We start from the raw sequence: 12425 nt of genomic DNA on the forward strand, positions 1-12425 counted from the left end.
CATTACACCGTCAGACTCACGGCCAAACGTTCATGTACCGTGGCGATAAAATCGGTCAGTGCCGGTTTGAGCGATCCTTTTTTCCACGCCATCAGCAACGCGATGGTTGGGACATCACCAATAATTGGCCGAAAAACCACCTGTCCGGTATTAAAATTATTCATATAACCGGGTATCAAAGTCACCCCCAACCCCATGCCGACCAGGTTCATGGTCACCAGAATGTTGGTTGCCACTTGCACAATGTTAGGCTGGCTTTTTTGCTGCTGAAACCAGTTTTTGACAATCATCGCTAACGCGCCGGAATAGGCCGGATCGGTGCTGACAAAATTCACGCCGTGTAGTTGTTCTGCGGAGATTGCCTGCTCATCAGCTAACGGATGATTCACCGGTAACACAACTACCAACGGCTCATGAATCAGCTCCAGATAATCGAGATCCGGGCTGTACACCGGGTGGCGCATTAAGCCAACGTCCAGCTCTCCGCTGAGGATCTTCTCTTCCTGCTCGGTGGTGATCAGACTCACCAGTTCAATGTGCGTATCCGGTTGTTTTAAACGAAACAAAGGCAGCACCTTCGGCAACAGATTGACCTCTGCGGAAGGGACAAAGCCAATGGAGAAATGATTATCTTCCTGCACCGTTCTACGGGCACGAACTTTGGCGTTTTCCGCCTGTTCGAGGATCGCCAGCGCATCTTGTAAAAAGCACTCACCGGCCGCCGTCAGCGCAACTTTTCGTTTATCCCGCACCAGCAACGGAACGCCCACGCAGGTTTCAAGATCGCGGATCTGGCTGCTTAACGACGGCTGAGAGGTATGCAGCTTTTCTGCCGCTCGGGTGAAATTCAGCGCCTGCGCCACTGCTACGAAATAGCGTAAGTGCCTCAGTTCCATGCCCTGCTCCTTGTTATCGAAAAAATGTCTCAACTGGTAGAAATTTACTATTTCACAGATTGATAACTAACCAGCAACATCCTTAGGGTACAAAAAAAGAAGGTCAATACATCTTAGCTTTCAGGATTAAAAAATATGACCACACCCTCAAATTTAGACATCTACCAACTGATCGACACGCAAAACGGTCGCGTAACCCCACGAATTTATACCGACCCTGAAATTTACCAACTGGAGCTGGAACGCATCTTCGGACGCTGCTGGCTATTTCTCGCCCACGAAAGCCAAATCCCTAAACCCGGTGATTTTTTTAACACCTACATGGGCGAGGATGCGGTGGTGGTGGTTCGCCAGAAAGACGGCAGCATCAAAGCGTTTCTCAACCAGTGTCGCCACCGTGCGATGCGCGTCAGCTACGCCGACTGCGGCAATACCCGCGCCTTCACCTGCCCGTATCACGGCTGGTCTTACGGTATTAACGGCGAGCTGATCGACGTCCCGCTGGAGCCGCGCGCTTATCCGCAAGGTTTATGCAAATCGCACTGGGGGCTGAACGAAGTGCCTGGCGTAGAGAGCTACAAGGGACTGATTTTCGGTAACTGGGATACCTCCGCGCCTGCGCTTGGCGATTATCTCGGCGACATCGCCTGGTATCTCGACGGCGTACTCGATCGTCGTGAAGGCGGCACCGAAATCGTCGGTGGAGTACAAAAGTGGACCATCGATTGTAACTGGAAATTCCCCGCCGAACAGTTTGCCAGCGACCAATATCACGCGCTGTTCAGCCATGCCTCTGCAGTGCAGGTGCTGGGAGCGAAAGACGACGGTAGCGATAAGCGCCTCGGCGATGGTCAGACCGCCCGCCCGGTGTGGGAAACCGCCAAAGACGCGCTACAGTTCGGTCAGGATGGGCACGGCAGCGGATTTTTCTTTACTGAGAATCCCGATGCCAACGTCTGGGTCGATGGTGAGGTCTCCAGCTACTACCGCGACACCTACGCGGAAGCCGAGCAGCGTCTGGGTAAAGTTCGCGCCCTGCGTCTGGCCGGTCACAACAACATTTTCCCAACGCTTTCCTGGCTCAACGGTACCGCCACGCTGCGCGTCTGGCACCCGCGTGGGCCGGATCAGGTTGAGGTGTGGGCGTTCTGTATTACCGATAAAGCCGCCTCTGATGAAGTGAAAGCCGCGTTTGAAAACAGCGCCACGCGGGCTTTTGGCCCCGCCGGGTTCCTGGAGCAGGACGACTCGGAAAACTGGTGTGAAATTCAAAAACTGCTGAAAGGTCATCGCGCACGCAACACGAAATTGTGTCTGGAAATGGGGCTTGGCCAGGAGAAACGCCGTGAAGACGGCATTCCGGGGATCACCAACTACATCTTTTCGGAAACCGCCGCGCGTGGCATGTACCAACGCTGGGCCGATTTGCTCAGCAGCGAAAGCTGGCAGGAAGTGCACAAGAAAACCGCCGCCTACCAGCAGGAGGTGATGAAATGAGCGCTTTAGTTTCTCTTGAACTGCATCATCGCATCAGCCAGTTTCTGTATGAAGAAGCGCGTATGCTCGACGACTGGCAGTTTCGCGACTGGCTGGCGCAGCTGGATGACGACATTCGCTACACCATGCGTACCACGGTGAACGCCCAGACGCGCGACCGTCGCAAAGGCGTGCAGCCGCCGACCACCTGGATTTTCAACGACAACAAAGACCAGCTCGAACGTCGTATCGCGCGGCTGGAAACCGGCATGGCCTGGGCGGAAGAACCGCCGTCGCGTACCCGTCATCTGATTAGCAACTTACAAATCAGCGAAACCGACGTGCCCGACGTGTTCGCCGTGCGCCTCAACTATCTGCTGTATCGCGCGCAAAAAGAGCGGGACGAGACGTTTTACGTCGGCACGCGCGTGGACAAAGTCCGTCGTTTGCCCGGCGATGAGTGGCGCTTACTGGCGCGTGAGATCGTGCTGGATCAAGCGGTGATCACCTCCCATAACCTGAGTGTACTGTTCTGATGAGCCGTGTATTTGCCTGCCCTGTAGGGGATTTGCCGGAGGGTGAAGCGCTCCGGCTTGATACCTCGCCCGTCATCGCGCTGTTCAATGTTGGCGGCGAGTTCTATGCCATTAACGATCGCTGTAGCCACGGTAACGCCTCGATGTCGGAAGGCTATCTGGAAGAAGACGCTACGGTGGAATGCCCACTGCATGCCGCCAGCTTCTGCCTGAAAACCGGCAAGGCGTTGTGTTTACCCGCCACCGATCCGCTAACCACCTACGCAGTATATGTGGACGGTAGCGATGTGTTTGTTGATATTCCGGAGGACGCCAGATGAGCGATTTACGCGATAACGTGGTCTTTATCACTGGCGGCGGCTCCGGTCTTGGCCTGGCGCTGGTCGAGCGTTTCATCGAAGAAGGTGCGCGGGTCGCCACGCTGGAACTGTCGCCAGCTAAAGTTGCCAGTCTGCGTCAGCGCTTTGGCGAACATGTGCTGGCTGTAGAAGGCAACGTCACCTGCTACGCCGACTATCAGCGCGCGGTGGATCAAATCCTGATGAATTACGGTACGTTGGACTGTTTTATCGGTAATGCGGGCATATGGGATCACAACGCCTCGCTGGTCAATACGCCTGCAGACGCACTGGAGAGCGGCTTTCATGAGCTGTTTAACGTCAACGTGCTGGGTTATCTGCTAGGGGCGAAAGCCTGCGCCCCGGCACTTATCGCCAGCGAAGGCAGCATCATCTTTACCCTGTCCAATGCGTCGTGGTATCCCGGCGGCGGCGGGCCGTTGTATACCGCCTCTAAACATGCAGCTACCGGGCTGATTCGCCAGTTGGCCTACGAGCTGGCGCCAAAGGTACGTGTTAACGGTGTCGGTCCGTGCGGTATGGCGACAGATCTACGCGGCCCGCAAGCGTTGGGACAAAACGATACATCGATTATGCAGTCGCTGACACCGGAAAAAATCGCCGCTATTTTGCCGCTACAGTTCTTCCCTGAACCTGCGGATTTTACCGGCCCGTATGTGATGCTGGCGTCAAAACGCAACAACCGCACATTAAGTGGCGTAATGATCAATGCCGACGCCGGTCTGGGTATTCGCGGTATTCGTCACGTTGCCGCCGGACTGGATCTCTGAGGAGGCGTTATGAACCAAAAAACTATCGCTATCGTCGGCGGCGGCCAGGCTGCTGCTATGGCTGCTGCCGCACTGCGCCAGCAGGGATTTGACGGCGAATTACACCTGTTTTCCGATGAGCAGCATCAGCCCTATGAACGTCCACCGCTCTCCAAAGCGATGCTGCTGGACGACAATCCGCAACTTCAGCCGATACTCCCCGCTGACTGGTGGCGGGAACACAACGTACAGCTGCATCTGGGTGTTACTGTACAGACGCTCGGCCGCCAAACGCATCAGTTGGTGCTGGCTGATGGGCAGAGTTATCCGTGGGATCGGCTACTGATTGCGACGGGCGCTGCGGCACGCCCCCTTCCGCTGTTAGATAAGCTGGGCGACCGATGCTTTACTCTGCGTCATGCCGCTGATGCCGAGCGCCTGCGCGGCACTTTGTTGCCGGGTAAGTCGATTGTCATTGTCGGTGCGGGCACCATTGGTCTGGAACTGGCGGCCAGCGCGACTCAACGAGGCTGTCAGGTGACAGTGGTGGAGCTGACACCAACGGTCATGGGCCGTAACGCGCCTGCTCCGGTGCGCGACTACCTGCTTACCCGCCATCAGCAGGCGGGCGTGCGGGTGTTACTCAACAGCGCGATTGAGCATGCCGAAGCGGGAGAGTGTCTCTCGCTGACACTGCAAAACGGCGAGACGCTGCTGGCCGATGCGATGGTTTACGGCATCGGTATCGTGGCGAACGATATGCTGGCCCGCGAAGCGGGGCTGGAGACGGCGAACGGCATTATCGTTGATAGCGCCTGCACCACCGCCGACCCGGACATTTTCGCCGCCGGTGACGTAGCGATAACGCGCAAGCCCGACGGTTCGTTAGTACGCATGGAAAGCTGGGAAAACGCCAATTTTCAGGCACAGATTGCCGCCGCCGCAATGCTAAATCTGCCGTTGCCGGAGAAGACACCTGGCTGGTTCTGGACCGACCAATTTAATGACAACCTACAATTTGTTGGCGAAATGCAGGGAGAAAGCTGGTTCATACGCGGCAATTCAGATGCGCATAAAGCAATATGGTTTAACCTGCAGGATGGCGTGATTGTCGGCGCAGTAACGTTGAATCAGGGCCGAGAAATACGTTTATTGAGAAAATGGATTCAGGCAAAGAAAAAGCCACCAATGGCGGCTTTAGTCGATGAAACAATCTTGCTTAAGTCAATATAACTGCCGGATGGCACTTCGTTTATCCGGCCTACATGTGAGTTACCTGTAGGCCGGATAAGGTGTTTACACCGCCATCCAGCAATCAGTATGGCTTACGCGTAAACAGGGAAGCGTGCGCAGATATCCAGAACTTTACCTTTGACGCACTCGATTACGGCTTCGTCATTGATGTTGTCCAGCACGTCACACATCCAGCCAGCCAGCTCTTTCGCTTCCGCTTCTTTGAAGCCACGGCGAGTGATTGCCGGAGAACCGATACGGATACCGGAAGTCACAAACGGGCTCTTCGGATCGTTCGGTACGCTGTTTTTGTTAACGGTGATGTTGGCGCGGCCCAGTGCGGCATCAGCTTCTTTACCGGTCAGGTTTTTATCAACCAGATCCAGCAGGAACAGGTGGTTTTCAGTCCCGCCAGAAACCACTTTGTATCCACGGTTCAGGAACACTTCCACCATCGCTTTGGCGTTTTTAGCAACCTGCTGCTGGTAAACCTTGAACTCAGGCTCCATCGCTTCTTTCAGCGCCACGGCTTTCGCTGCGATCACGTGCATCAGCGGGCCGCCCTGCGCGCTTGGGAACACAGCAGAGTTCAGTTTTTTGTACAGCTCTTCGTCACCGCCTTTCGCCAGGATCAGGCCACCGCGTGGACCCGCCAGGGTTTTGTGGGTGGTGGTGGTCACAACGTGTGCGTGTGGAACCGGGTTCGGATAAACACCTGCGGCAATCAGCCCCGCAACGTGCGCCATATCGACGAACAGGTATGCACCGATGCTGTCAGCGATTTCACGCATTTTTGCCCAGTCAACAACGCCGGAGTAAGCAGAGAAGCCACCGATGATCATCTTCGGTTTGTGCTCTTTGGCCTGCTTCGCCATGTCTTCGTAGTCAATTTTGCCGGACTCATCAATACCGTAAGGGATGATGTTGTACAGTTTGCCGGAGAAGTTAACCGGGGAGCCGTGAGTCAGGTGGCCGCCTTGTGCCAGGTTCATACCCAGAACGGTATCACCCGGTTGCAGCAGAGCGGTGTAAACAGCGAAGTTAGCCTGAGAACCAGAGTGCGGCTGTACGTTAGCGTAGTCAGCGCCAAACAGCTCTTTTGCACGATCGATAGCCAGTTGCTCAACGATATCAACGTACTCGCAACCGCCGTAGTAGCGTTTGCCCGGATAACCTTCAGCATATTTGTTGGTCAGCTGAGAACCCTGCGCCTGCATAACACGCGGGCTGGTGTAGTTTTCGGAGGCGATCAGTTCGATGTGCTCTTCCTGACGTACTTTTTCCTGCTCCATAGCCTGCCACAGTTCGGCATCATAATCGGCAATGTTCATTTCACGCTTTAACATCCGCATCTCCTGACTCAGCTAACAATAGAATTTCGGCCTAAAAAGGCAGTCCCGTTGGACGACGGCCAACAGTATAACCGAATCATTCTTCGATAACAGGTCTTGACAAAGGATTTTACGCAAACGATTACCTTCACGGCACGCAAGGCTTTGGAGAACAAAGGTCTGCTGAATTTCAACGGATTTCTTTTCAGGTTTGTGATGCAGATTTTTCACGATGTAACCTTTACAACGCAAAGTTACAAAGAACCATTTACAATGCAGGGGTATTTTTTATAAGATGTATTTGACATACATCATTAAAGTCTCAGATAAAGGAAGACCGTATGCTTGACGCACAAACCATCGCTACAGTGAAAGCCACCATTCCCCTGCTGGTTGAAACAGGTCCGAAGCTGACCGCACATTTCTATGATCGCATGTTTACGCATAACCCAGAGCTGAAAGAAATTTTCAACATGAGTAACCAGCGTAATGGCGATCAGCGCGAGGCGCTGTTTAACGCGATTGCCGCGTATGCCAGCAATATCGAAAACCTGGCGGCGCTGTTGCCAGCGGTTGAGAAAATCGCGCAAAAGCATACCAGTTTCCAGATTAAACCAGAGCAGTACAACATCGTGGGTGGTCATTTGCTGGCAACGCTGGACGAAATGTTCAGCCCAGGCCAGGAAGTTCTGGATGCGTGGGGTAAAGCGTATGGCGTACTGGCGAACGTTTTCATCAACCGTGAAGCGCAAATCTATAGCGAAAATGCCAATAAAAATGGCGGCTGGGAAGGTACCCGTCCTTTCCGCATCGTGGCAAAAACCCCACGCAGTGCACTGATCACCAGCTTTGAGTTTGAACCTGTCGATGGTGGCGCAGTAGCTGAATATCATCCGGGACAATACCTGGGCGTCTGGTTAAAGCCGGAAGGTTTCCCGCATCAGGAAATTCGTCAGTACTCACTGACCCGTAAACCTGACGGCAAAGGCTATCGTATTGCCGTTAAGCGTGAAGACGGTGGTCAGGTTTCCACCTGGCTGCACAACCACGCGAATGTTGGCGACATTGTTCACCTGGCCGCACCTGCGGGCGATTTCTTTATGGACGTCGCGACCGACACCCCGGTATCTCTGATCTCCGCAGGCGTGGGACAAACCCCAATGCTGGCGATGCTGGACACGTTGGCGAAAGCGAAGCATACGGCGCAGGTTAACTGGTTCCACGCGGCAGAAAATGGCGATGTACATGCCTTCGCTGATGAAGTAAATGAACTCGGCAAAACGCTGCCACGCTTTAGTGCGCACACCTGGTATCGTGAGCCAACCGAAGCCGATCGCGCGAAAGGTGCGTTTGATAGCGTAGGTCTGATGGATTTGAACAAGCTGGAAAGCGCAATCAGCGATCCGGCGATGCAGTTTTATCTGTGCGGTCCGGTTGGTTTCATGCAGTTCGCCGCGAAGCAGCTGGTCGGCCTGGGCGTGAAAAACGAGAACATTCATTACGAATGCTTCGGTCCGCATAAAGTCTTGTAATGTATTACGCGAGTAGGCCGGATAAGGCGTTTACGCCGCCATCCGGCAATCACTCGGCCTGATGCGCTACGCTTGTCAGGCCGACAAATTAACGGCGCGGCTTAGATTGCCGCGTCGTCTTCTTCACCGGTACGAATACGAATAACGCGAGCCACGTCGAAGACAAAAATCTTACCGTCGCCGATCTTGCCGGTCTGGGCAGTACGGATAATGGTGTCGACGCAGGTATCGACGATGTCGTCGGTAACCACAATTTCAATTTTTACCTTCGGCAGAAAATCCACCATATATTCCGCGCCACGGTACAGCTCGGTATGGCCTTTCTGACGGCCAAAGCCTTTCACTTCCGTTACCGTCATCCCGGTGATACCGACTTCTGCCAGCGCTTCGCGGACGTCGTCCAGCTTGAAGGGTTTAATAATCGCATCAATCTTTTTCATGCTATTCCTTGAAAAGGTCGCCTGTCTTTTGATCGAATAAAGCTAACATAATCCGCAGATTTATTCTTTGAAATCGTTTGCATCCAGCTCGTGTCGAGAAAGCAACTTATAGAATTCGGTGCGGTTGCGCCCCGCCATTCTTGCCGCGTGAGTCACATTGCCCTTGGTGATTTGCAGCAGCTTACGCAGATAGTTAAGCTCAAACTGGTTACGCGCCTCAACAAATGTCGGCAGCGCGGTGTTTTCCCCTTCCAGCGCCTGCTCCACCAGCGCGTCGCTGATCACTGGCGAAGAGGTCAACGCCACGCACTGCTCAATTATGTTGACCAGTTGACGCACGTTGCCCGGCCAGCTGGCGGTCATTAACCGCTTCATGGCATCGGTTGAAAAGGCGCGTACGAACGGTTTGTGCCGTTCAGCAGACTGGCGCAGCAGATGGTTCGCCAGCAGCGGAATATCTTCCGTACGCTCGGCCAGCGCAGGGATCTTCAGGCTCACCACGTTGAGGCGATAGTACAAATCCTCGCGAAATTCGCCCCGAGCCATCGCTTTGGGTAAATCGCGGTGGGTCGCAGAAACGATCCGCACATCAATGTCGATATCGCGGTTACTGCCCAACGGTCTGACTTTTCGTTCCTGCAATACGCGCAGCAGTTTCACCTGTAACGGTGCAGGCATATCGCCAATCTCATCGAGAAAAAGCGTGCCGCCTTCCGCGGCCTGAAACAACCCTTCACGATTACTCACCGCGCCGGTAAAAGCGCCGCGCGCATGACCAAACAGTTCAGACTCCAGCAGTTGTTCCGGCAACGCGCCACAGTTAATGGCAATAAAGGGCTTGTGGCTGCGCGGGCTGGCGTTGTGAATAGCCTGGGCGAAAACTTCTTTCCCGGTTCCGCTTTGGCCGTTGATCAAGACACTAACATCCGACTGCGCCACCATTCGCGCCTGTTCCAGCAGACGTAGCATCAGCGGGCTACGGGTGACAATGGACTCACGCCAACTGTCATCAGTAGCAGGCGCAGACTGTTCCAGCGCCCCGTCAATCGCGTGATATAACGCATCCTTGTCGACTGGCTTAGTGAGAAAACTGAAGACCCCTTGCTGGGTCGCCGCAACGGCGTCCGGGATGGAGCCGTGAGCGGTCAGGATAATCACCGGCATGCCCGGCTGCACTTTCTGGATTTCAGTAAACAGCTGCATGCCGTCCATTTCATCCATGCGCAGATCGCTGATAACCAGATCCACTTTTTCACGGTTCAGTACCCGTAACCCTTCCTGCCCACTTTCCGCGGTCACGACGCTGTAGCCTTCGCTGGTTAGTCGCATTCCAAGTAATTTCAACAGGCCCGGATCGTCATCCACCAACAGCAGATGCGCGGGCTTACGGCTTATCATGGCGTAACCTCATCGGCAGACGGCGCTGCGCCTTCTTCGTTATCAGGCGTAGTGAGTTTATCGTTCCCGTGCGGCGCATCAGGATTGTAGTTACCGGCGGGTTTGCGCGTTGAAAGCTGGCGCTCAATATCGGTCAGATTCTCCAGCTTGCGGGTCGTGAGATCGAGCTGGGACTGCAAATGTTGTTGCTGTTGACGCAGCGTATCGAGATCGCTGTCTGACGACTGCTGGAGCTTACTGTAGCGCAGGCGCTCTTCGGCAAGCTGTAACTGCAACATTTGATTACGGAACCAGGCCTGATAAAGCGGTCGAACCTGACTCGGAATTTGTGGGCTTAACGCGTCGAGACGCGTAACTGCCTCTCGCCGTTCAGGCGGGGTAATGCGGGCGTTATCAAGCAGGATCACGCGTTTGAAAGCGCTCTGCCAGGTATCCGTGAGCTGAGCACTGGCTTCACTGCGCGCCTGTACCGGCATCATGCGATCGGCACAGTCCATCGCCCGCAGCCAGTACAACGGGTTGGTTTCTGTGGACTGGCCAGATAGCGACCAGATATCCGTACAGTCGGTTGCAAGGTAGTCCGCCAGTTGATTAGGCGGAATTTTCTCCTGCGAAGGATCGCCGATAATATGATTCACCGCGTTCGGGACGCAACCAACCAGTGCCAGGCACGGCAGGCTTGCGAGGATGACGCGATGAAGAAAATGTCGTTTAAGCATTCGGGCAACAACGTATGGCATACTCACCAGACTTAGGTTTATTTTAGTGATTTTTCGCAGCAGCTAGCGGCAGTTCTATGCGAAAACAAACGTTTTGCGCATGGTCATCAACCAGATACAGTTTGCCCCGCATACGGCGAATGCAATCTCTGGCAATGCTTAGCCCCAACCCGCTTCCTTTTACCGCCCCTTTTCGCTGATGGCTACCCTGGAAAAAAGGCTCGAAGATCATGGTCTGTTCTGCTTCTGGGATCGGTGTGCCGGTATTCATTACATCGATGTATACCGTTGATCCATGCAAACTGCTGCGGATCCAAATGTTACCGGATTCAGCGCCGTAGTGCACCGCATTGGAATAAAGATTGTCCAGCACGCTCATCAACAGCATCGGTTCTGCCAGGCAGGCGTTCACCGCAAGCGCAACATCAGTATGTATCATTTTGGCGCGAGCGGGCAGGCTATGCGCAGAAACAACGCTTTCCACCAGCGGCGCGATTTCCACACTTTCAAGCTCAGCCTCGTCATCCGCCAGCTTGCGGTTGTAATCGAGAAGCTGCTCAATCAGTTTTTGCAAGTTGCGGCTGCTGTCATCGAGGATGCCGACCACCTCTTTTTGCTCCGGTGTTAACGGGCCCACTACCTGATCGGCCAGCAATTCGGTACCTTCACGCATACTCGCCAGCGGTGTTTTCAGCTCATGAGAAAGATGGCGTAAAAACTGATGCCGCTGCGACTCAAGCCAGGAGAGGCGTTCGCTTAACCAGATAATACGCTGCCCCACGGATCGCAGCTCACGGGGCCCAGTTAATAATACGCTATCGCCCAGCGAGCGCCCTTCTCCCAGACGGTTGATCATCCGTTCGATGCCCTTCACCGGACCGATAATCATGCGGGTAAACAACAGCACCATCGCCAGGCTAAGGAGAAACAGCACCAGTGCCTGCCAGCCAAAAAACTGCCCGCGTTCGGCTATTTCCTGCTGTAACTGCTGGCCACGAGAAAAGACGACGGTACGCGTCGCTTGCACCATCTCGGTATTGGCATTGGCGAACGCTTCCAGCCGTGCAGCCGACACACTGTCAGGGCCGCTGTTTTTACACTGCAACTGCGCGAGATCGTTAAGATCCTGACGCAACGCCTGGTAGAGCTTGGTATCTGGCAACACCCCCGCATGCGCATCCAGCATATCGCTGTAGCGTTTACGCTGACTTTGGTAGACCTTGGCCAACGTTGAGTCATCAAGCACACAGTATTGCCGATAGCTGCGCTCCATCTCCAGCGCAGCATTGGTCATCGCTTCACTGCGTCTGGCGTCAATCAGCGTGGTGCGGTTCGTCAGCGCAGCCTGCGCGCTCAGGGCATTCAGACTTTGCCACGCCTGCCAGGCCAAAACTAACAACGGCAACAGGATCAGCAAAAATGCCAACATCACCAATTGACGTAAAGATCGGGGGAAAACTGACCAGCGCTTCAAGGCGTTACTCTCAATGGACAGGAATAGGTTGATGCTAACTGAGGGGAACGCCAGATACAACAAAGCCGGGATTAACCCGGCTTTGTTGCGGAATAAGGCGGTGCCTAACTCGACGTTTCGCCCGGAGGTTGATATGAGCTTCGCTAATATCAGATGTTGGACGGCAGGCACCTTGTTGTGCGTCATTCGAAGTTTATGTAGCACGTCCCGAAGGGGCTGACATAAGAAGGTGAATGAGCCACTGGTTAATATTATGCAGCATCTGTGCCAATATTCAAAACA

The 12425-nt window shown here is 54.3% G+C and carries 12 protein-coding genes; 6 read left to right on the forward strand and 6 right to left on the reverse strand.

Features of this window, described 5'->3' with window-relative positions; all coding sequences use genetic code 11:
* Nucleotides 1-2 precede the first annotated feature (2 nt).
* Nucleotides 3-896, reverse strand: coding sequence for a DNA-binding transcriptional regulator HcaR (gene hcaR, locus WC1_RS07310; protein WP_003037638.1), 894 nt, complete (start codon nt 894-896; stop codon nt 3-5).
* A 135-nt stretch (nt 897-1031) separates the two neighbouring features.
* On the opposite strand from hcaR, the gene hcaE reads away from it, so the two are divergent.
* From hcaE to hcaD, 5 genes are read left to right on the forward strand one after another with little or no spacing between them, the layout of a single operon-like run.
* Nucleotides 1032-2393, forward strand: a complete 1362-nt coding sequence (gene hcaE / locus WC1_RS07305; RefSeq protein WP_003037637.1) for a 3-phenylpropionate/cinnamic acid dioxygenase subunit alpha — start codon at nt 1032-1034, stop codon at nt 2391-2393.
* Nucleotides 2390-2908 (forward strand): 3-phenylpropionate/cinnamic acid dioxygenase subunit beta, encoded by a 519-nt coding sequence (gene hcaF, locus WC1_RS07300; RefSeq protein ID WP_016150770.1) that lies wholly within the window; start codon nt 2390-2392, stop codon nt 2906-2908. The genes hcaE and hcaF overlap by 4 nt, the downstream gene beginning before the upstream one ends.
* Nucleotides 2908-3228 carry a 3-phenylpropionate/cinnamic acid dioxygenase ferredoxin subunit gene (hcaC, locus tag WC1_RS07295; RefSeq protein WP_003838408.1) on the forward strand — a complete coding sequence of 107 codons (321 nt, stop codon included), beginning with the start codon at nt 2908-2910 and terminating at the stop codon, nt 3226-3228. The genes hcaF and hcaC overlap by 1 nt, the downstream gene beginning before the upstream one ends.
* Nucleotides 3225-4037, forward strand: a complete 813-nt coding sequence (hcaB, locus tag WC1_RS07290; RefSeq protein WP_016150771.1) for a 3-phenylpropionate-dihydrodiol/cinnamic acid-dihydrodiol dehydrogenase — start codon at nt 3225-3227, stop codon at nt 4035-4037. The genes hcaC and hcaB overlap by 4 nt, the downstream gene beginning before the upstream one ends.
* A 9-nt stretch (nt 4038-4046) precedes the next feature.
* Nucleotides 4047-5249 (forward strand): phenylpropionate dioxygenase ferredoxin reductase subunit, encoded by a 1203-nt coding sequence (hcaD, locus tag WC1_RS07285; protein ID WP_016150772.1) that lies wholly within the window; start codon nt 4047-4049, stop codon nt 5247-5249.
* A gap of 92 nt (nt 5250-5341) precedes the next feature.
* Here the strand turns inward: hcaD and glyA are convergent, their stop codons facing one another.
* The gene (gene glyA / locus WC1_RS07280; protein ID WP_016150773.1) at nt 5342-6595 is read right to left on the reverse strand and encodes a serine hydroxymethyltransferase; all 1254 of its coding nucleotides are present in this window, start codon (nt 6593-6595) and stop codon (nt 5342-5344) included.
* Between the two features lie 326 nt (nt 6596-6921).
* On the opposite strand from glyA, the gene hmpA reads away from it, so the two are divergent.
* Entirely contained in the window at nt 6922-8112 is a 1191-nt protein-coding gene (gene hmpA / locus WC1_RS07275; protein WP_016150774.1) for an NO-inducible flavohemoprotein, read from the forward strand.
* Nucleotides 8113-8213: 101 nt separating this feature from the next.
* On the opposite strand, the gene glnB is transcribed toward hmpA, so the two are convergent.
* From glnB to qseE, 4 genes are read right to left on the reverse strand one after another with little or no spacing between them, the layout of a single operon-like run.
* Nucleotides 8214-8552, reverse strand: coding sequence for a nitrogen regulatory protein P-II (glnB, locus tag WC1_RS07270; RefSeq protein WP_002914032.1), 339 nt, complete (start codon nt 8550-8552; stop codon nt 8214-8216).
* 60 nt (nt 8553-8612) lie between these two features.
* A complete protein-coding gene (gene glrR / locus WC1_RS07265) occupies nt 8613-9947 on the reverse strand; it encodes a two-component system response regulator GlrR (RefSeq protein WP_304412736.1) in 1335 nt (444 codons plus the stop codon).
* Entirely contained in the window at nt 9947-10690 is a 744-nt protein-coding gene (gene qseG / locus WC1_RS07260) for a two-component system QseEF-associated lipoprotein QseG (protein ID WP_016150776.1), read from the reverse strand. Before qseG ends, glrR begins: the two co-directional genes overlap by 1 nt.
* 22 nt (nt 10691-10712) lie before the next feature.
* On the reverse strand, nt 10713-12143 hold the full coding sequence (qseE, locus tag WC1_RS07255; RefSeq protein WP_003847077.1) for a two component system sensor histidine kinase QseE/GlrK: 1431 nt from the start codon (nt 12141-12143) through the stop codon (nt 10713-10715).
* Nucleotides 12144-12425 lie beyond the last annotated feature (282 nt).

The organism is Citrobacter sp. KTE30, from assembly GCF_000398825.1.
Taxonomy (GTDB): domain Bacteria; phylum Pseudomonadota; class Gammaproteobacteria; order Enterobacterales; family Enterobacteriaceae; genus Citrobacter; species Citrobacter freundii.